Source organism: Halothece sp. PCC 7418 (genome assembly GCF_000317635.1).
In the GTDB taxonomy this organism is placed as follows: domain Bacteria; phylum Cyanobacteriota; class Cyanobacteriia; order Cyanobacteriales; family Rubidibacteraceae; genus Halothece.
This window is the reverse complement of record NC_019779.1, coordinates 3,070,549-3,091,439: the sequence shown is the minus strand read 5'-3', so window position 1 is coordinate 3,091,439 and position 20,891 is coordinate 3,070,549. Positions and strand designations below refer to the sequence as shown.

Annotated in this window: 15 protein-coding genes, 1 tRNA gene and 1 pseudogene; 9 read left to right on the top strand and 8 right to left on the bottom strand. The window is 43.7% G+C overall.

Annotated elements, in window-relative coordinates:
• Positions 1 to 403 precede the first annotated feature (403 nt).
• The 4 genes and pseudogenes from PCC7418_RS19490 to PCC7418_RS14090 form a co-directional block, all read left to right on the top strand.
• Positions 404 to 5,287, top strand: coding sequence for a choice-of-anchor I family protein (locus PCC7418_RS19490; protein WP_015226861.1), 4,884 nt, complete (start codon positions 404 to 406; stop codon positions 5,285 to 5,287).
• A gap of 223 nt (positions 5,288 to 5,510) precedes the next feature.
• Positions 5,511 to 6,473, top strand: coding sequence for an RNA-guided endonuclease TnpB family protein (locus PCC7418_RS14100; RefSeq protein ID WP_015226860.1), 963 nt, complete (start codon positions 5,511 to 5,513; stop codon positions 6,471 to 6,473).
• A gap of 434 nt (positions 6,474 to 6,907) precedes the next feature.
• Positions 6,908 to 8,683, top strand: a complete 1,776-nt coding sequence (gene ltrA, locus PCC7418_RS14095) for a group II intron reverse transcriptase/maturase (protein WP_015226859.1) — start codon at positions 6,908 to 6,910, stop codon at positions 8,681 to 8,683.
• 100 nt (positions 8,684 to 8,783) lie between these two features.
• Positions 8,784 to 9,272 (top strand): annotated as a pseudogene (locus tag PCC7418_RS14090) (RNA-guided endonuclease InsQ/TnpB family protein); the annotation flags it as partial.
• 360 nt (positions 9,273 to 9,632) lie between these two features.
• Here the strand turns inward: PCC7418_RS14090 and PCC7418_RS14085 are convergent.
• The 3 genes from PCC7418_RS14085 to PCC7418_RS14075 all read right to left on the bottom strand — a co-directional run bounded on the left by PCC7418_RS14085 (position 9,633) and on the right by PCC7418_RS14075 (position 13,047).
• Complete coding sequence (locus tag PCC7418_RS14085) at positions 9,633 to 10,634, bottom strand: pentapeptide repeat-containing protein (protein WP_015226858.1); 1,002 nt, start codon at positions 10,632 to 10,634, stop codon at positions 9,633 to 9,635.
• 14 nt (positions 10,635 to 10,648) lie between these two features.
• A complete protein-coding gene (locus PCC7418_RS14080) occupies positions 10,649 to 11,758 on the bottom strand; it encodes a hypothetical protein (RefSeq protein ID WP_015226857.1) in 1,110 nt (369 codons plus the stop codon).
• Positions 11,759 to 12,048: 290 nt separating this feature from the next.
• Entirely contained in the window at positions 12,049 to 13,047 is a 999-nt protein-coding gene (locus tag PCC7418_RS14075) for a pentapeptide repeat-containing protein (protein WP_015226855.1), read from the bottom strand.
• 364 nt (positions 13,048 to 13,411) lie between these two features.
• Here PCC7418_RS14075 and PCC7418_RS14070 point away from each other — a divergent pair, with 364 nt between their 5' ends.
• The 3 genes from PCC7418_RS14070 to PCC7418_RS14060 are packed head-to-tail and all read left to right on the top strand — an operon-like array spanning position 13,412 to position 14,741.
• On the top strand, positions 13,412 to 13,903 hold the full coding sequence (locus PCC7418_RS14070) for a universal stress protein (RefSeq protein ID WP_015226854.1): 492 nt from the start codon (positions 13,412 to 13,414) through the stop codon (positions 13,901 to 13,903).
• A gap of 49 nt (positions 13,904 to 13,952) precedes the next feature.
• Positions 13,953 to 14,519 (top strand): peptide deformylase, encoded by a 567-nt coding sequence (def, locus tag PCC7418_RS14065; RefSeq protein ID WP_015226853.1) that lies wholly within the window; start codon positions 13,953 to 13,955, stop codon positions 14,517 to 14,519.
• Positions 14,520 to 14,537: 18 nt separating this feature from the next.
• Complete coding sequence (locus tag PCC7418_RS14060) at positions 14,538 to 14,741, top strand: hypothetical protein (protein ID WP_015226852.1); 204 nt, start codon at positions 14,538 to 14,540, stop codon at positions 14,739 to 14,741.
• Between the two features lie 68 nt (positions 14,742 to 14,809).
• Here PCC7418_RS14060 and fba read toward each other — a convergent pair whose 3' ends face one another.
• Positions 14,810 to 15,889, bottom strand: coding sequence for a class II fructose-bisphosphate aldolase (gene fba, locus PCC7418_RS14055; RefSeq protein ID WP_015226851.1), 1,080 nt, complete (start codon positions 15,887 to 15,889; stop codon positions 14,810 to 14,812).
• Positions 15,890 to 16,300: 411 nt separating this feature from the next.
• On the opposite strand from fba, the gene PCC7418_RS14050 reads away from it, so the two are divergent.
• Positions 16,301 to 17,344 (top strand): class I fructose-bisphosphate aldolase, encoded by a 1,044-nt coding sequence (locus PCC7418_RS14050; RefSeq protein ID WP_015226850.1) that lies wholly within the window; start codon positions 16,301 to 16,303, stop codon positions 17,342 to 17,344.
• A gap of 60 nt (positions 17,345 to 17,404) precedes the next feature.
• On the top strand, positions 17,405 to 18,094 hold the full coding sequence (gene tsaB, locus PCC7418_RS14045) for a tRNA (adenosine(37)-N6)-threonylcarbamoyltransferase complex dimerization subunit type 1 TsaB (RefSeq protein WP_015226849.1): 690 nt from the start codon (positions 17,405 to 17,407) through the stop codon (positions 18,092 to 18,094).
• Positions 18,095 to 18,289: 195 nt separating this feature from the next.
• On the opposite strand, the gene PCC7418_RS20640 is transcribed toward tsaB, so the two are convergent.
• The 4 genes from PCC7418_RS20640 to trxA form a co-directional block, all read right to left on the bottom strand.
• Positions 18,290 to 18,541 carry a hypothetical protein gene (locus PCC7418_RS20640; protein ID WP_171814919.1) on the bottom strand — a complete coding sequence of 84 codons (252 nt, stop codon included), beginning with the start codon at positions 18,539 to 18,541 and terminating at the stop codon, positions 18,290 to 18,292.
• A gap of 264 nt (positions 18,542 to 18,805) precedes the next feature.
• Positions 18,806 to 18,877, bottom strand: a tRNA-Gly gene (locus PCC7418_RS14035).
• 65 nt (positions 18,878 to 18,942) lie between these two features.
• Entirely contained in the window at positions 18,943 to 20,019 is a 1,077-nt protein-coding gene (locus tag PCC7418_RS14030; protein ID WP_015226847.1) for an LOG family protein, read from the bottom strand.
• Between the two features lie 189 nt (positions 20,020 to 20,208).
• Entirely contained in the window at positions 20,209 to 20,532 is a 324-nt protein-coding gene (gene trxA, locus PCC7418_RS14025; RefSeq protein ID WP_015226846.1) for a thioredoxin, read from the bottom strand.
• Between the last annotated feature and the right edge of the window lie 359 nt (positions 20,533 to 20,891).

Genomic DNA, 20,891 nt, shown 5'->3' with positions numbered 1-20,891 from the left:
AAAAATCAGAACAAACTGCCGAATTCTATAAATTTCTGGCATTTTGCTCCGTAAGATTGGTTCTACTACCGTTCTCCAGGGGTCTTCGTTTTTCCAACGCTTACTCAAGGCTCCCTCCACTTCTTAGAAAATTGAGCTAGCCAATGGCTAACGATGTCATTGGTCAGCTACTTCAGATCCATAACAATCCAGCTGCCGATCAGCATATTCATTCACCATCTAGCTTGCTCGTACTAAAATTACGAGTTTGCCATTTTCTGGAGGTGGGGGGGAACGTTACCCCGCTTTTTTTTGGTCGTTTGCAGTCTATTGATCTAATTGGCTGGAAACAAATAACCAAAATTTGCATTTTTTCCGATCAAAAACCACATAGAACTCACTCATAGATTGAGGACAAGCATATATGGCTACCATTTTTGAGATTCAGAATACCACCAATTCCGATGGCAGTTTCCCAGAGGTGGGGAATACAGTCACAACCCAAGGTATCGTCACGGGAGTTTATGATGGCGGCGATCGCGTGTTTATTCAAGACGGTCCTGGACCTTGGAACGGTCTGTTTTTATTTCAACCCAATGCCGATCTAGAAGTTGGCGATGAAATTGAAGTTGAAGGAGAAGTAGAGGAATTCTTTGGCTTAACCCAAATTGCCAACGGAACAGTTAACGTTCTCAGTAGCGGTAACGACCTACCAGAAGCAGAAGTTTTGCCGACGGGAAATGTAGGTCAGGAACAATGGGAATCGGTCTTCGTTCGTACCGAAGACGTAGCAGTCACCGACGCTAACCCCGATGGTCCTGATGATGACTTTGGCGAGTTTGCCATCGATGACGGTTCTGGGTCGGTTCGGGTCGATGATTTGGGAGATATCACCTTCGACCCCGAGGGGGGCGAGAATTTAGAATTTTTGCAAGGACCGCTAAACTTTTCTTTCAGCAATTTCAAAATTGAACCCCGCAACAACGATGATTTGGGAATTACTATCTCCTCAGGAGAGCAAGTCCCCATTTACGAAATCCAAGGCGCAAGTCACCTATCCCCCTTTAACGGTGAATCCGTTATGACTTCGGGAATTGTTACTGCAGTTGATTCCATTGGTTTTTACTTGCAAGACCCCAACGGCGACAACAATGTAGCTACTTCTGACGGCATTTTTGTGTTTACTGGTTTTTCGTCACCGCCTGATGTCAGCGTTGGCGATGAAGTGGAAGTGGAAGGAGAGATCAGCGAATTTTTCCCTGGCGGTGCAGATACGGGAAATCTTTCCACTACCCAAATTTTCAACGTTTCCAACATTACAGAACTTTCCACAGGTAACGACCTTCCCGATGCGACGGTCATTGGCGAAGCTGGTCGTACCCCTCCCACCGAAAACATCGAAGACGATGACTTTAGCCAATTCCAACCCGATTCCGATGGCATTGATTTCTTTGAATCCTTGGAAGGAATGCGGGTAACAGCAGCAGATGCAGTTGCTGTCGGTCCAACCAATCGTTTTGGTGAGATTTTCACAGTCGTTGATGGTGGGGAAAATGCGACTGGAATCAGCGATCGCGGCACCTTAAACATTAGTCCTGACGATTTTAACCCCGAAAAAGTCCAAATTGATTTTAATGAGGCTCTACTGGCGAACTTTGAGTTTCCTCAAGTCAATGTCGGTTCGCAACTGGGGGATGTCACTGGTGTCATCAGCTACGACTTTGGTAACTTTCAAATTCATCCCACTCAGGAATTCAACGCCACCGACTCGGATCTCGAACCAGAAACTACCGAAATCGAAGCGGGTGGGGAACAGTTCACCATTGCTACCTATAACGTACTGAATTTAGACCCGAAGGTGGAAGATGTGGCGTTGGTTGACGACCAAGATTCCGATGAAGTAGATGACGATGTGGGAGAGGGTCAGTTTGACGCGATCGCGCAGCAAATTACCAACAACCTTAACACCCCAGACATCATCGCCTTGCAGGAAATCCAAGACAACGACGGGGCTGAAATCACCGAGGTGAGTGCTGCCGACCAAACCCTGCAAACCCTCGCCGATGCCATTGCCGACGCTGGCGGTCCCAACTACGAATTTATCGACACTCCTGGTCTTGTACCTGCCTTTGAGAACGAAGACGGCGAAATCGTTCGTCCCACTGGCGGTCAACCAGGGGGTAACATTCGCAACGCCTTCCTGTACAATCCAGAACGAGTGGATTTGGTGGAAGATTCGGTAGAACCCCTCACCGACCCCCAAGACCAAGCACAAAACGAAGATAATCCCTTCTTTGGCGGTCGCATTCCCCTGTCTGCTACCTTTGAATTTAACGGAGAGCAGATTACCCTAGTGAATAATCACTTCTCCTCCAAAGGCGGTAGCAGTCCCATTTTCGGTGTCGAACAACCCTTCGAGGAACGGCAGGAAGAAGTAGAAGTCAATGGTTCTCTCGACGAACGAACCAGACAAGCTAATGCCGTCAAAGACTATGTAGATGAGATTTTAAACGAAAACCCTAATGCCAACGTTGTGGCGTTGGGAGATCTCAACGAATTTGAATTCGTTTCCCCTGTTGATGAAATTCTAGGTTCTAGCCTCAACAACCTCACCGACAACTTTGCAGAAAACGAACGCTACAGCTTTATCTTCCAAGGCAACTCCCAAAGCCTAGACCACATTCTGGTCAGCGACAACCTCAAAAACGGGGCAAGCGAAGATATCGTTCATACCAACAGCGAATTTGCCGATTCCGCCAGCGACCACGACCCCTTAGTTGCTGGATTTACCTTCCCACCAAAAGGCAGCGGAGAGATTTCTCTGGTGGAACTGGGACGTTTTGAAACTGGCGTTTTTGACGAAGGAGCAGCAGAAATTGTTGCTTATGATGCAGGGAGCGAACGCTTATTTGTTGTCAACTCTAACGCATCAACGATTGATATCCTCGACGTTAGCGATCCGAGTAACCCAACTGCACTAGAAAATTCTATTACGATAGGAGACACAAATAGTGCATTTAACAGTGTTGCTGTTAATAATGGCATTGTGGCGGTTGCTGTTGAAAATACCAACGTAGCGGACGACAGCATTCAAGAACGTGGTGCAGTTCTATTCTATGATGTCGATGGTAACTTCCTCAGTATTGTACAAGTGGGCTTCCTCCCTGACATGGTCACCTTTACCCCAGATGGCTCGAAAGTTTTAGTCGCCAATGAAGGGGAACCCAATGATGACTATACCGTTGATCCAGAAGGTTCAATTAGCATCATTGAGATTTCTAGCGGTGTTGAAAATGTTACCGATAATAATGTTACCGAAGCTGGTTTTGGAGCATTTAACAATCAGCAAGAAGCTCTCGAAGATGCTGGTGTGCGAATCTTTGGACCCGATGCCACTGTTGCTCAAGACTTAGAACCAGAATACATTACAGTGAATGCGGATAGCACCACTGCTTATGTCTCTCTGCAAGAAAATAATGCTTTTGCCGTCGTGGATCTCAATAGCGGTGAAGTTACCGATATCTTACCGCTTGGGTTTAAAGACCATAGCCTCCCTGAAAATGAACTGGATGCTAGCGATGAAGATGGCATTAACTTCCAGACCATTCCTTCCCTTGGAATGTATCAGCCTGACTCCATTGCCAGCTTTGAAGTTGATGGTGAAAGCTACATTGTAACTGCCAATGAAGGGGATGCTCGGGATTACGACACTTTCAGTGAAGAAGTCGGTCTCGATGACTTATTAGAAAATGAGTTACTCGATCTCGATGATGATGGTAATCCAGATGTCCTTGGTGATGAAGTCTTCCCAGGAGAAACTGTAGAAGATCTCTTAGCCGAAGATCGTCTGGGCGAACTCGACTTTACCAGTGCTACTGGCGATACCGATGATGATGGCTTAATTGAACAACTCTATAACTACGGCGGTCGTTCCTTCTCTGTCTTTGATGAATCGGGTAACTTGATCTTTGATAGCGGCGATGATTTCGAGAAGATTATTGCCGATCAAATTCAGCAAGGGATCTTACCTGAAATTGCTTTCAATAACGACAACGACGAAAACGAGTTTGATGCTCGCAGTGATGCCAAAGGACCCGAACCAGAAGCGATCGCGACAGGCGTTATTGAGGGAACCCCTTATGCTTTCATTGGTTTAGAACGCATCGGTGGCATCATGGTTTACAACCTGTCTGACCCCACTTCCCCTGAGTTCGTTCAGTACATCAATAATCGCAACTTTGTTGATGACAATGGCGATCCGATTTCGGTACAACTTGAGGATGAAAGTCTCAATCCCGCAGCAGGGGATTTAGGACCCGAAGGCTTTGACTTTATTTCTGCTGAAGAAAGCCCCAATGGTCAACCCTTACTCGCTGTCGGAAACGAAATCAGTGGTTCAACCACCTTATACGGGATCAATATTGCTAATGAAGAACCCGAAAACCAACCCCCCGTTGCCAGTGCTGATAGTTTGACCACAAATCAAGAAACAGTCCTGAGTGTTAACGCCGAGAATGGGGTTTTAGCCAACGATAGTGATCCCGATGGAGACACACTGACGATCACCGCCGTTAATGGTGACAGCAATGAAGTCGGGAACGAAATCGCTTTAGAGTCGGGAGCCCTCCTCACCCTGAATGAGAACGGGTCTTTTGACTATGATCCCAATGGTCAGTTTGAGGATCTCGATGGTGGAGACACCGAGAGTGATAGCTTTACCTACACTGTCAGCGATGGTAATGGCAACAGTGATACAGCCACAGTCACCATTACTATCAATGCTCCCATTATTTCTAATACGATAACGATTCTTCAAGAGAATGCACCGCAAGTCGTTCCCGTGAGTTCTGGATTCTTCATGGACTTTGCAGGAACGCAAGATCGCTCTCGCACCTTCAATATTGAAGAAGGGGCTGGTGCTAACAATTTAGACGCAGGTGCAACCATCAATCTGACTGGGACTAGCAGCGATTTTACCTACCGACGGGATGGTTCGACTCTGGAAATCCTTGATGGCAATGATAATCTGACTGCCGAGATTCTAGCTTCTCCCAACACAACCAGTGCTGTCAATTTTGATGATGGCAGTACCGAGGTGGCTGTTGCTGGCGGTGAAATCACCTTTGGCGGAGAAAGTTTTGAAGATGGAGAAGAAATCGATGGCGCAATTACAGCATTAACATTACAAGAAACAGACGCTGGAATCAGTGAGTTGAGTGCGAGCCAAATCAATGAACCGTTTCCCTCTAGCCTGATTATGGAAGGAGAAACCGATTTCGACACTAGCGATGAATTGAGCTTCATCTAATCTGAAATTCCTGATCTGTCATTAAAGACAGTTTGTCTTGTATCAATCCCACCTCTCCCCCCTTTGCAAAGGAAAGGGGGGATTTATCTGAATGTGACGAGAAGACCCCCATTATACCGTCAGTGTTAATGGGGGATGAATCGTCACGCCTCAAACAGAAGTCCGACAGGACACTCTTAAATCTTTGTGTTAGAATAAATTTAACCAGCAAGTTCAGCATAAAATGTTTGTTTTAGAGTTTAAGGTCAAAGCCAAAAAAACTCAATACCAAGCCATTGATGAAGCAATTCGGACGACTCAGTTCATCCGAAATAAATGCCTTCGTTACTGGATGGATAATCAAGGCGTTAACAAATATGCTTTGAACAAACTCTGCAAACAATTAGCAGAAGAGTTTTCTTGGGCGAAAGAATTAAACTCGATGGCTCGACAATCGGCTGCTGAACGGGCTTGGTCTGCAATTAGTCGGTTTTACGATAACTGTAAAAAGGGAATCAAAGGTAAAAAAGGGTATCCCCAGTTTCAGAAAAACAACCGAAGCGTTGAATATAAAACCTGCGGTTGGAAACTGGACTTAAACACCCGAAAGCATATTACTTTCACCGACAAAAAAGGAATTGGTCGAGTTAAGTTAGTTGGGACTATAGACCTCCATTTCTATCACCCTGATGAAATTAAACGAGTCCGTTTAGTTCGTCGTGCTGATGGATATTACTGCCAATTCTTAATCAATAAAGAAGTTAAAGAACAATTAGAACCCACTAAGAAAACTATTGGCTTAGATGTTGGTTTAGAGTCATTTTACACCGACTCTAATGGACATAAAGAACCCAATCCTCGTTTCTTTAGGGAAGGTGAACAGAAGTTAAAACACCTTCAACGTCGCCTTTCTAAGAAACAGAAAGGTTCATCTAATCGCAAAAAAGCTAGACAGAAGTTAGGAAAAGCACATTTAAGAATAAGTAGGCAGCGTAAAGAACATACGAGTGCGACTCGTTGGGTGGTGAAGTCGCAGGGGTCTCAAACCTCTTTTCGAGCCATCCCAGACGAAAACTCCCCTTGGAGTCCGTCTGAACTCTATCTCCTTATTGGTGAGGCTCATTTGCCAAGTCCAATCATCCCAGTGTGCGGGATGACATCGCTACCCTTATCAAAACGTTGGTTACGTGAAGATAAAGCAGGGTAGTTAAATGTGGGATAAGTCTGAACTCGCTTGACGACCTCCTGCTAGAACGTGACTATGGCTAGGAGACGAACTTACGCTTGAACCATCGTAATCCTTACCCTGAGAAAGGAGTTGACACTCAGGACACAAAAGGTGAAGACGGTTGGATTTAAGCATTCGTATTCTTAAATCGCGCATCAAAATACCGTCGGTGGATAGTAAGGGTCTAAGGTCACAATCAAAGGAAATAGGGAACGAGTTAACCCCTCGGATATCTCTCAGTCAAGGTCGATAGACTGAGTAGCCAAACCAAAGGCGCAAAATCTGGGTCATCTGTCAGGATACCGAAGGGTGGGATTGAGTTAGAAGCGAACGCCCTCTAATAAAAAGGAGGGATATGCTGACGAACTCACTGTAAGACAAAAGATAGGGGTACTAAGTAGAGTTAATAAGTTATGAGACAGTCCTCTGGGCTAGTTACTAAATATAGACGATGGTTTTGGCTTTCCTTCTTGACCTTCCGAATGGACGACCCGACGTGGTTGTGGCGGAATATCAATTGGAAGAAAGTTGAAGTCAAAGTTTTTAAGCTCCAAAAGCGCATCTATCAAGCGTCCCAACGTGGTGATGTCAAAAAGGTTCGTAAACTCCAAAGATTGTTGTCAAAGTCCTTTTACGCAAAGCTGTTCGCAGTGAGAACCGTACCGCAGGACAACCAAGGAAAAAGAACGGCTGGTGTGGACGGGGTTAAATCGTTAACTCCTCCCGAAAGGTTGACCTTGGCTGGTTCACTTCAATTTGCAAATAAATCAAAGCCTGCTCGAAGAGTATGGATACCAAAATCCGATGGCTCTAAACGCGGGTTAGGAATACCGACTCTTTATGAACGGGCTAAGCAAGCTGTACTAAAACTGGCATTAGAACCAGAATGGGAAGCAAAGTTTGAACCTAACTCTTATGGATTCAGAAAAGGACGAGCTTGTCACGATGCCATAGAAGCAATATGGAATGGATTAAGAACTAAGGACAAATACGTCCTAGATGCAGATATATCCAAATGTTTCGACCGTATCAACCATGATTACTTACTACAAAAATTGAATACATCTCCGACCTTCGCTCGACAGATTAGAGCGTGGCTAAAAGCAGGAATCGTTGATGGTGGGTCATTATTTCCCACAAAAGAGGGTACTCCACAAGGCGGGGTCATTTCTCCGTTATTAGCAAATATAGCCCTTCATGGGTTAGAAACCATAGTCAGGGAATACATTGTCAATCAACCCCCAGAAAGGGTTGGAATAAAAGGTAAACGGGACAAATTAAGAACCCTTGACTTTGTAAGATATGCAGATGATTTCGTGTTAATGCACTGGAATCGGGAAATTGTGGAGGAATGTAAAGTAATAATTGAGGATTTCCTCTCTAAAATTGGTTGTGAATTGAAACCATCGAAGACACGCATTTGCCATACCGCCAAAACTGTAGAAGATGATAAAGTGGGTTTCGACTTCTTGGGGTTCACAATTCGACAGTATGAGGTAGGAAAACATCAGCATGGCAAGAAAAAATCGAATTTGATGACAATAATCAAGCCCTCGGACGAAAAGGTGAAGCTACATTATCAAAAACTGGCTGATACCATCGACCGTCATCAAGCATCGAATCAGATAAATTTAATCCAAGAATTAAATTCTATCATCAAGGGATGGTCTAATTATTACTCAGCCTGCTGTAGTTTTGAAACCTTCAAAGACTTAGATAACAAGATGTGGTCTAAACTTCGTCGATGGGCAAAACGCCGTCATCCTAATAAGAACTGGGAATGGGTTACTAATAAATACTGGAGACAAGCTGTCAAAAGTAGGAAAGATAAATGGGTCTTCTCATCAACAGATGGACTCTACCTAATAAAGCATAGCTGGACACCTCACCAAAATTATGTGAAAGTGAAAGGAGATGCTTCACCGTTCAATGGGGACTGGCGTTATTGGAGTTCCAGAATGGGTTCATACCCTGACGTAAAGGTTGAAGTTGCAAAACTTCTTAAAACCCAAAAAGGAAAGTGTGCAATTTGCGGACTACACTTCCAAGATGGAGATTTGTGGGAGGTTGACCATATAACGCCTCGTAGTAAAAAGGGTAAAAATACCCTAAGAAATAAACAACTTCTCCATCGACATTGCCATGATGTAAAATCTCGTAATGATGGTAGTTATGAAGGATGTGCCTAATGACAATAGGTTGTCTTAGAGAGGAGCGAAGTGAAGGGAAACTTTCATGCTTCGTTCTGAAGACCAGTAGGGAGGGCGACTTCCCTGCTGAGTTTAACAGAGACTCGCACGTTGCGTAGTAAGGTCTAACGACCTGATTGCCTATGAAAACTTAAAAGTGTCTAATCTGGTTAAGAACCACTGTTTAGCTAAGTCAATCTCAGATGTTGGTTGGTATCAGTTTCGAGTCTGGTTAGAGTATTTTGCAAATCAGTTCGGGAAGGTAGCTGTTGCTGTTCCTCCTCAATATACAAGTCAAGAATGCTCTAACTGTGGTCGAATTGTGAAGAAGTCTCTATCTACCAGAACCCATGCTTGTCAGTGTAGGACGATTCTAGATAGAGATGAAAACGCAGCCATTAACATACTGAGAGAAGGACTCCGTACTGTGGGGCGCACAGGAACGGCTGGCTTCGAGCCAGACTCAACGCTTGGGGAGAGACTCGCCTCTACTTCAGTTGTTTCCGAACAATTGGAGCAAGCGAACTCGTCCTGTGAACCTAGTTTACAGGTTAGAACCAAGAATCTCCCGTTAAAATCTCCGATTTAACGGGAGAGCGTCAATCGGTCGCTAACTTGAATTAGGGCTTGCTGAATCCAACTGAAACTCTTACTCAATTAGCTTTTAAGGTTCTTAATTCTTGGACAAAGTGCAAGGGAATTGAACGAAAAAGCCAGAAAACCTTGCACTTTCTGAAAAACTGATTGATCGAGACGTGGCAACGCGAGACCAGTAATATGCTAGGATGCTGATTAGGTATGATATCCAATTACTTGGCTGGTACGACCATTTAACTGGTGAGAGAAATTATCTCCAGTAGATTTAAGGCAAAAGTTCCTGCATCTAACCGACAATAGCGGTTTCGGTCTGGTCAAAGGACTGAAATAAGCTACTACAACTGATCTGAATCTAGGGGGTCATTCCATCGGGGAGAATGACTCCTTCTAAGTTGACATTCGTCCAATTGGTGCTGTTGAGATCAGCCCCCGTTAAATCAGCATTATTTAGGTTAGCATTGGTCAAATTAGCTCTAGCTAAGTCCGCTTGTCTCATGTTGGCTTCTGTTAAATTGGCATTGCTAAAGTTAGCGTGCTTAAAACTAGCCCGAATCATTCTTGTCCGATGCAAATTCGCTTGTGATAAGTTGACATTATCTAAACTTGCCTCAAACATTTTCGCTTCATTCAAATAAGCCCCCCTTAAATCCGCTCCTGATAAATCGGCTCGCTCCAAATTCGCTCGAATTAAATTCGCTCCTCTTAAATTTGCCCCTTTTAAGTTGGCTTTACTCAAATCTGCATTAAATAAATTCGCTTCACTTAGATCTGCGCCTTGTAAATTGGCTTTCGTGAGGGTAGCCCGTACCAAATTGGCTTCTGTTAAATTGGCTTGAGTAAAGTCAAGTTCATCAAGATTTAAACTTTCTAAATCGGCTCGACGTAAATTTGTTCGCTTCAGTTTGGTGGTGCTTTTACGACTCCCTCGCTGCTCCGAGCCAGTAAAAACAGCTCCCAGTAAACAGACACCACTTAAATCCGCTCCTGATAAATCAGCTCCCGCTAAATTCGCTTCCATTAAATTGCTATCTAGGAGAGACGCTAAGGTCAGATTCGTATCCACTAAATTCGCACGATGGAGAATTGCACCATGAAAGTCACTATCATGAAGATTTGCAAAGCGAAGACTGGCTTGGCTTAAATTAATGCCATTGAGTTTGGCTCTGACTAAATTGCAACGATTTAAGTTGGCTTCGTTGAGAAAGGCAAAAGCCAAATTACTACCTTCTAAATTGGATCGAGATAGATCAATACCAATCAGGTCAGCCCCAGATAAATCAGCACTGACTAAGGTTTCATTACTAAAATCTTTTTTACCTTTGGTATAACTATTTAAAATCTCACGCGCATCCATGTTGGCAGTTAATTTTAATTATTTTCATAAAGAGGTTTCAGAGCCATGACAATCGCTTTGGCGACTTGCATATTTTCATCCACCTTAAACATTTTACTTTTAATAGAAGAAACGGCGAGAGCAGTTGTTTCCAGATGATCTTGAAGCTCCTGAATGGTTTTAAAATCGCGAACCACCTGCATCAGCATTTGATCAAGCTCGTAGGTTTTGAGTAACAACCCATCCGCTTCTTGCTGAGTGCTCAGTGGATCAGAATTGAGAGTATAGTACAACAGCATTTTCACGCGCAGCGGGTTTGTATATTTCATAATCCGCTGTCTAACTTGGAAGGGATTGTAGTCAAAGTTATGCTTTCTGGTTTCAGTCTCAACCTTGGATGAGAGACTCTTTTTCGTTACTGTTGCTGTCGCAGAAGTTACAGTTTGTTTAGAAACATTGACAATCGATTTGAGTTTTTGCAATTCAACCTCGCCCCCATACAAGTTCGCTAACTCAGAGAGAATCGTTTCGGCAACTTTAGAATACGTCCCTTGTTTATTTAAACCTTTAACAATTTTGAGTAAATTAATACCGACCCGCTCCAGATTCGGATAGTTTTGATAAATTTCTTGAATCAGATCTGGAAGCGGATAGTTAGATAGGGTTTCTGGCTTGTTTTCCCAGCGATGTTTGGTTAAAGCAAAAAGCATCTTATGAATACGCTGAGCATTCTTATCTTTTTGAAAACTTTGAACAATTTCCGCCAGCCTAGGTTCAATTAAAGAAGGATTCATGGGGATTTTAGGTGACTCGGAAGGAAAGGAGGTGAAGGAAGTAAGCGATGATTCATCGATTGCTTCTCCATAAATTTTACTGATTTTTCCCAATAACTTTTGAGCCACTGGATAGTATTTTTCGCGTTTGTTTAAGCCATCCACAACTCGGTTCAAACGATTTTTCACTTCGTCGAGGGTCGGTTGGGAATGACGTAATTCTGCAATTAGCTCTCCCGTGCGAGTCGATAAGAGTTTTTTGCGGTCGTTTTCCCAATAGTTCCTACAAGTGGCAAACAACAGCTTTTTCATCATCATAGCATCATACTGTTGTTCAACATCTTGTGACAGGGGTTGAGAAACCGATACCATTGTGATTTCCTCCAAACTTTAACTAAGGGACAGGCTTCGGTGATAAATCAATGTCAGTTTGATCAATGGATTCTACTGGGTATTGATTGAGATCGATCAGGGGTAGCAGATCTTCTTTTAAGAGTACCCCAATCATTTAGTTTTGAGAGAAACTGCCAGTTTACTTTGATGTAGATCTCAACTATAACACATTATCGTATCAGTGTATTTTCTGGAATTAACATTGAGCACCGACAATTTATTACAAATTGTTAATCACAAATCGTTATCAGGGAGAGGAATCCCCGATTTTAGACTGATGCTTGGTGAACCCGACCATCTGGCATGGTCGCCCCGACTAAATTTAATTGACTAAGGTCAATACTGCTTAATTCCGCTCGCAGTAAGTTGGCTTGACTTAAATCAGTATTAAGAAGCGAAGCTCGGACAAGGCTGGCTTCGATGAGGGTTGCTTGTGTTAAATTAGCTTCATTGAGATTAGACCGTTGTAAGTCAGCCCCATTCAGACGAGCCAGATGAAGATTCGCTTGCTTAAAGTTAGCTTTCATTAATTTGGCTTCTCGTAGCACAGCTTCTTGCAAATCAGCTTGAATAAAAGACGCACCAACTAAGTGGGCTCGTTCTAAAATGGCTTTCTTTAAGTTTGTACCATCAAGACAGACTTGATCGACTTGAGCATTACTTAAAAGTGCTTCTTCTAAATTCGCTTCCGTTAAATCAGCCCCCCGTAAATCAACCCCTCGTAAGATAGCATTTTTGAGATTTGCTCCTTGTAGTTTCGCTTGTCTTAAGTCAGCATTCCTTAAGTTTGCGCCTTGGAGGTCAATGCGCTGTAAATTTGCGCCTTGTAACTTGACGGTTTTACGGCTTTCTTCTCTTAAATTAGCAAAACGGAGACAAGCGCCTGTTAAGTTCGCATTGGTCAGGTTTGCTTCTCGTAAGTCCGCTTCTGAGAGATTAGCATCAACTAGATTCGCATAACTAAGATTCACCCCTCTCAAACTGGCTTTTTGCAGACTCGCCCCATGTAAATCAGCATTGTAGAGAGAAGATTGCTTAAATATTGCTTGATTGAGATTAGCGCCACTTAACTTAATACCAGTTAAATCAGATTCTACAAAGTAGGCTTGATTGAGATAAGCAAACGTCAGAATGGCTGCTTGCAAGCGGGATTGCTCGACATGAATGCCAATCAAATCGGCTCCCCAGAGATTGGCGCCGTTGAGATCAAGGCTGGTAAATTCAGTTGTGCCTCTAGCATATTCAGCGAGGAGTTCTTTAAAGTCCATTGGGGAGAAAAATCATTGATGATGTAGGAAAATAGTTAACTGACATCCTCACCGCCCTAGAAGGACGGTGATTCTTCGGTCCTCACAGAATCCCAAATTACTGGTTCAGCGACACTACCAAAGGCAATCGAAGGGAAGAGAAAGGGCGAGGGGGTGAGAGTAATCCTGTGTCATCTATGTGTAACATGAATTAATGAATTTCATATAAAGATGAGTTTCCGAATCCTCCCTAAGCATACCAACGATCGCGCTAGGAAATAACATTCCCAGTGTTGTTTCATACCACTACCTCTGTCATGAGGTCATAATTTCTCATCTTATTATTCCTGATTTGTGTTGTCTATCTTACAATGAGGCTTTTCCGATGACTTATCAGAAAATTTTAGTCGCTTTAGATCGCTCTTTTCAATCTGAAACTATATTAAAACAAGCGATCGCGATCGCGAAACCCACTCAGGCAGAACTGATTTTATTCCATGCCCTCATGTTTGACGGTCGTAACATCGACGCTTACAGTGGCATCTATGGTCAAAATGTTCTCAGTCTCTCTTCTTCCGTACAAGAACATATTGAAACCCAAACCCAAGAAGTGGAATCTTGGTTAGAAAGTTGCGCCCAAAAAGTACAAGCAGAAGGCTTACCCGTCGAATATTCTTGGCGCATTGGCGATCCCAGTAGCTGGATTCGGGAAATGGCAAAAACTTGTGATGTCGATTTAGTCATTTTAGGACGCAGAGGACGCAGAGGATTAGCAGAAGTCTTTTTAGGCAGTGTTAGTAACCATGTGGTTCATTATGCCCCTTGTTCGGTGCTGGTGGTGCAAGGAAAAGATGTTTCTGAGAGCGAAGAGTCTTAATTGTTACAATCAAAGAAAACATGATTGTTGTTTAAACTGAGGAAACCCAATGACTGCGTCAATTGTAAATCAACATAAACAAGGGCAAGATGCTCCTCTTTCTCTCCATTATCTTGGCGATCGCGTGCTGCGTCAGTCAACTAAGCGCATTAATAAAATTAACCAATCCGTGCGGGATTTAGCCCAAGAAATGATACAAACCATGTATGCTGAAGACGGAATTGGTTTAGCTGCACCACAGGTGGGCGTAAATAAACAAATGCTGGTGATTGACTGCGATCCCAATAATACAGCAACGCCCCCCCTGATTCTCATTAATCCCGAAATCAAAAGTTATAGTCAAGAACTTGCCACAGGAGAAGAAGGTTGTTTGAGTATTCCTGGCGTTTTCCTAGATGTGGTGCGCCCAGAAGCAGTGGAAGTTAAATATAAAGATGAATCGGGTCGTCCTCAAAAAATGCAGGCGAGTGGACTGCTGGCGCGAGTGATTCAACACGAACTCGATCATCTCCACGGGGTTTTATTTGTTGATCGAGTGCCCAATGATTTAGTCTTAACGGAAGCCTTGAATAAACAAGGATTTTCTGTGCAAGCGGTTAAATCAATCTCATCGTAATCAAAAAGGAGTTAAAGCGTGCTACTTACCCCGAAAAGCGGTTTATTTTTAATGGTTTCCTGTGTCGCAGCGATCGCTGCGGTTGGTTCGGTATTTGAACTCTCTTACGGTCATCCTCGCTATGGAGTTTTAATCACCTCAATTATTCTCAGTGGCAGTATTCCCCTGACAGGGGCTGCATTATGGGCAGCGGTTAAGGATGCTCGCGCTAATTTAAAGTAACGGTTTCACAAAAAATAGGGTGGCAACAAGAGCCACCCCCAGATTTATTAAAATACAAGGTAGTTGAATTAAGCAGTCACTGCTTTTTTCGCATTTGCTGCTAATTCACCGTTAGCATATTTAACCGCATAAACATCTAAGGTTTCTTGCTTGATCTTATCCGCATTGCCAGCAGTACCAAACGCTTCATAACGTTCCGCACAAACTTGTTTCATATACTTGATGGAAGGCTTGAGGAAGTGACGGGGGTCAAAGTTAGCAGGATCTTTCATTGCTGCTTCCCGAATCGCTGCCGTAATTGCTAAACGGTTGTCAGTGTCGATGTTAACTTTACGCACACCGCTCTTGATTCCTTTTTGAATTTCTTCGATGGGTACACCGTAAGTTTCAGGAATTTGTCCGCCATACTGGTTAATCATGTCTAACCATTCTTGGGGAACAGAGGAAGAACCGTGCATTACTAAGTGGGTGTTAGGAAGACGACGGTTAATTTCTTCAATACGGTCAATAGCGAGAATTTCACCAGTGGGCTTACGAGTGAACTTATAAGCACCGTGGCTGGTACCGATGGCAACTGCAAGCGCATCCACTTGAGTCCGCTCAACAAATTCTACCGCTTCGTCAGGGTCAGTTAATAATTGCTCACGGCTTAAAACGCCTTCTGCACCATGACCATCTTCTTTATCCCCTTTACCTGTTTCGAGAGACCCTAAGCAACCGAGTTCTCCTTCTACACTTGCGCCAACTGCGTGAGCGACTTTAACCACTTCTGCAGTCACGCTAGCGTTGTATTCAAAGCTCGCTGGGGTTTTAGCATCTTCTTCTAAAGAGCCATCCATCATCACACTGGTGAAACCGTTACGGATTGCGGAGTAGCAAGTCGCGGGGCTATTACCGTGATCCTGGTGCATCGCAATGGGAATATTGGGGTAGGTTTCTACTGCAGCAGTGATGAGGTGACGCAGGAAGTTTTCCCCAGCATATTTACGCGCACCGCGAGAGGCTTGCAGAATAACCGGGCTGTTGGTTTCGCTAGCAGCCTGCATAATGGATTGGATCTGTTCCATATTGTTGACGTTATATGCAGGGATACCGTAGCCGTTTTCTGCTGCGTGATCCAGTAATAACCGCATTGGGACGAGCGCCATAGTCTTCCTCCTATGAGTGTTTTTCTATAGTTTTAATCGGGAAATTGTCAAAAAACTTATCTTTCGTTTTCTCAATCTTAAGATAAATTTCAAATTTTGACGAATTGATACTCATTCTACCTCTCCTTTGAGTTAGAAGCAAAACCCTATCAAAAGTCGTAAATGAGAAGAATTAGCTTTAATGGGGCAGCAATAGAAGGTAATTTTAGGGGTTTACAGGAGCTACATCTTAAGATAGAGGTGCTTCTCTAACTCAAGACTTAGAATGGGAAACGAATAGGTAGCAAGCTCTCTACCTTTCTTCAGACTTTTTTAACTTTTGCGGTTTTGCCTTTGACAATGCTTTGTCTAAATGAGAAAGTGTGGCATAGAAGTAAGTGTTAAAACCTAAGGTTAAAAGGAGAAGTTTATATGAATCAATATGCAGCAGAACTCCGACAAACCGCGCAAGCCATGGTTGCTCCTAATCAAGGCGTTCTTGCGATGGATGAAAGTAACGGTACTTGTAATAAGCGGTTTGGTAAAGAAGGGATCGATCAAACTGAAGAGATGCGCCGTCAGTATCGGGAGTTAATTCTGACAACGCCTGATCTCGGAAAGTATATTAGTGGCGCGATTCTTTACGATGAAACCATCCGTCAGAAAAAAGAAGATGGCACTCCTTTCACTCAGGTGATGAGAGACAATGATGTCATTATTGGCATTAAAGTGGATGCTGGAGCGAAAGATTTAGCGGGTCACCCTGGCGAGAAAGTTACAGAAGGATTAGATGGACTGCGCGATCGCATTGCAGAGTATTATCAAATGGGGGCGCGGTTCGCAAAATGGCGGGCTGTAATTACCATTGGTGATGGTATTCCCACTCGCGCTTGCATCGAAGCCAATGCTCACGCCTTAGCCCGCTATGCAGCATTATGCCAAGAAGGTGGGTTAGTGCCAATTGTTGAGCCAGAAGTCCTCATTGATGGTGACCATACGATTGACCGTTGCTATGAAGTGACAGACGAAACGCTGCGGACTGTCTTTACCGAACTGCGGACGCAAAACGTTGCCTTTGACCAGATGATTCTCAAGCCCAGCATGGTTATTTCTGGTAAGCAGTGTCCGCAACAAGCCAGCCCACAGGAAGTGGCTGAGAAAACAATTAAGTGCTTGCGCGACAATGTTCCTGCTTCTGTGCCTGGAATTGCCTTCTTGTCTGGTGGACAAACCCCTGAACAAGCAGCAGAACATCTGCACTTAATGAACTCTGAGCCTCTCAAATCCCAATGTCCTTGGCGCGTCACCTTCTCCTATGCTCGTGCCATTCAGCAACCTGCGCTCGAACACTGGAAAGGACAAGCCAGCAATGTTAAAGAAGCGCAAAAACTCTTACACCATCGGGCGCAATGCAACAGTGCAGCAAGCATGGGTAGCTATTCCGCAGAGATGGAAAAACAACCTGCAATGGCTTAATCTCAGTTTTTGAAAGCATAAGGTTATTAAAAAAAAGTTAGTTCCATAGTAGGGTGGGTAATGCTCACTCTACTGTTTTTTTGGGAAAAATTGAAGGCAATGGGAGCAACAGAACAAAAATCTAGATATGGTCTGGCGTTACACACGACTAGTCCGCAACTGGGACTTGCATTGAGTAACTTTCAGGGTGATCAAAGAATAAACACTTGGAAATTAGGTCGGGATTTATCCAGTCATCTTCATATTTTGTTGCAAGAGTTTTTACCTCCCCAAACTTGGTCTGACTTGGCGTTTATTGCCGTTGCCAAAGGACCCGGCAGTTTTACAGGAACTCGCATTGGCGTTGCAACAGCACGGACCTTAGCGCAACAGTTGCAGATTCCCTTATTTGCCATTTCGACATTAAGCGCGATCGCGCATTATTACAAAACTCAAAACTCCCAGCAATTTTCCGATTCAGAGCGAATTGCAGTGCAAGTTCCTGCCCGCCGTCAACAGTTTTTTGTGGGCATTTATCACCTCAGCGCAACAGACTTAACGATTGAGCTTCCTGACACCATCATGACCGAAACGGAATGGGAAGACACCTTAAATCAGCTATCTTTTCCCTATCAATTATGGAAAATGAAAGAAGAACAATTCGGAGAAACCGTTTCTAGTGTTCTAGAATTAGCCTATCAACAATGGCAACAAGGAAAACGCCCCACTCTGCAAGAAGCACAACCCTTTTATGGACAAAGCCCAGTCTAGAAGAATTCGGTAGCATATACTTGACTTTTGAGGGAGAGTAATTTGGCTTATCTCTGTAACTTGAGGTAAGTAAGGGCGCGTAGGAGAAAGCAGAAGACTCAGAAACTTTACAAAATGGGGAAAAGAGCGACTTTAACCGCCATTAGGAGGATATTCAAGAAAATGTTACTGCCAGAAACGGAAGTTCAACCAGCCTTAGAGCAAGCGCAAAGAGCCTTTCCCAGTTTTACCATCTGGGGAGAATTGACGATCGAGCCTCAGGAAAGAACGGATATAAGAAGGATTACATTGCTGGGCTGAGTTTAAAATCGTGATCACGCTGGCTTCTGATTTATCTGTTAATACCCAAGCCCCTAACAAGCGCGATCGCGCTTTTCTGCTATTGGCGGTAGTGAAGAGAGTTATTACCGAGAAGGTGGCAAGCCAAGCAGAATCACTTGTTTGCATAGAAAGATAAACGGAAAGCGGTTACAACTGTTCCAAAAAACCTAGGCAAAGCTCCCTTTTAGACAGTTTGATTGACACAGCAGGAAGCCAAAAAAAGTTCATGTCTGATCAATTCGCAGCGATCGTCAAAATAGCTTTTAAGCCGCAGCTTTCTAGAGGCTTCCGAATGTGCTCAAATAGTCCCAATTTAGTCCAAGTGTTAGTCCAAAAATACAATATGAGATTAGCAGAGGCTGGAATTCTTATATGGAAGTCAATCTAACAAGCGGGTGATGGGATTCGAACCCACGGCATTCACCTTGGCAAGGTGACGCTCTACCGCTGAGCTACACCCGCGTGAAACTCAAGCACTTTTTAATCATGTCATAGGGGATTGGGCTTTGTCAACCCTTTCCCCAAAATTATTTCTGTTCGGGGTGAGTTTCCACTCGGGAAGGAACTGCAATCGGAAATTGATTAATCCGCCGAATCAGTTTATACAGCCGTCCTAAGTCCCGTTGATTAAAGTGAAAGACTAAACGAGGGAGATCATCAGTCCCATTCCCGTTTTCTTCGCTGAGAGGAGGGCTTTTTTCAAATTTTCCGCGCACTAAGATGTCACTAAATTCTTCATTCAGTAACGCCACTTGGGTATCTGTGGGTTCAGCATTGAGGCGCATTACTAACAAATCATTGACATAACTGCTGGAATGATAGACGCGATAGAAATGATTAATTGCGTTACAGGCGACCTCAAGGTCATCGGTGATGGTATAAATGCAGTTATCGTCGGGACTAACTAAACCATCTTGAATCAGGTGTTCTCGGATATAGCGATCCCACGCTTTCCAGTAGTCGCCACCTGGTTTATCAATCAAAACCAGAGGAATCGGCGGTTGTCTTCCAGTTTGACACAAGGTTAAACATTCAAAGGCTTCATCTTGAGTCCCATATCCTCCTGGAAACAGCGCGATCGCGTCACTTTCTCTTAAGAAAAACAGTTTTCGTGTAAAAAAATACTTAAATCCAATCAGTTTTTCGTCATTATGGATATAGTCATTTGCACCCTGTTCAAAGGGAAGCTGGATGTTTAAGCCAAAAGAGTTCTCTCGCCCGGCCCCTTCGTTTCCTGCAGCCATAATGCCACCCCCCGCACCTGTCATGACCATAAAGCCTTGTTGCGCGAGACATTTAGAGAATTCTTTGGCTAGCTTATATTCCTCCGTGTCTGGGGGAATGCGTGCGGAACCAAAGACCGTAACTTTTCGGGTGTGGCGGTAAGGCTGAAAGGTCATCAATCCCGCTTCTAAATCTTGTAACGTGCGGGAAATAATTTTCCAGTCTGTGGTTGCAATATCCTCATCAGCCAGACGGATTAAGATTTTCACCGCCTGTTTAATCCAACTTCCTTTTTCGGTATGGGGAAGATGACCAATCAACGCTTTAATTTCATTTGCGACCCGATCAGGGCTGCTTTCACTTTTCGGAGATACATCCATAAAAAAACCTGCTTAGCTGATGACGTTAGGGGATTAATGGCTAACGAAACACCAGTCTGGGTGAAAATAGGGAAGACATCACTGCCGAATACAGATCCGCCTCCCTAGATACTTTTATTTGTGTTGAGTCATGAGTAACCCAACTAACTATTCTGAAAGATTTTTTCCGATAATTTGGGTGAAAGGGATTTATAGATACTTTTCTAAAGTATTTGCCAATGTGGTTTTAGGAACAGCACCAACGACCATATCCACACGCTGCCCATCTTTGAAGATCATTAGGGTGGGAATGCTGCGAATGCCATATTGACTTGCAACATTAGGATTTTCGTCGGTATTCACTTTGACGACTTTCACTTGCCCTTCGTATTGTTCGGAGATTTCATCAACCACAGGCGCGACCATACGGCAAGGTCCACACCAAGGGGCCCAAAAATCAACCAGAACCGTAAGTTCACTTTCTAAAACTTCCTGTTGGAAGCTGCTATCGGTGACTTCTGCAGTTGCTACCATGCCCTAAATCCTTATTTCAATCTGCTTTTTTTATCTCAGGTGGAAAAACCGATCCTGAATTCAATTCTATTTTATCAGTTCTTGCCTTCTGCTTCGGAACAGAACTCACTCCACGGAAAGATAACGTAACTTAATTGGGGTTTCAGGGTTCTAAAATAACAAAGTCTTTCTGCTTTTTGCCGAAATTGATAGAATTAAGAAGTAATTTTTCTCCCAAAAGTGAGACTTGGGTGTTGAAAAAGGTAAGTCTTATGGTACAGTCGAGGGATAAATAAAGGAAGCCGCCCGAACGCCGTCCGGACGGAGTGTGGTGTGAGGAGTGAACGGAAATATGTTTTCCGCTATTTCCATTGTAAGCA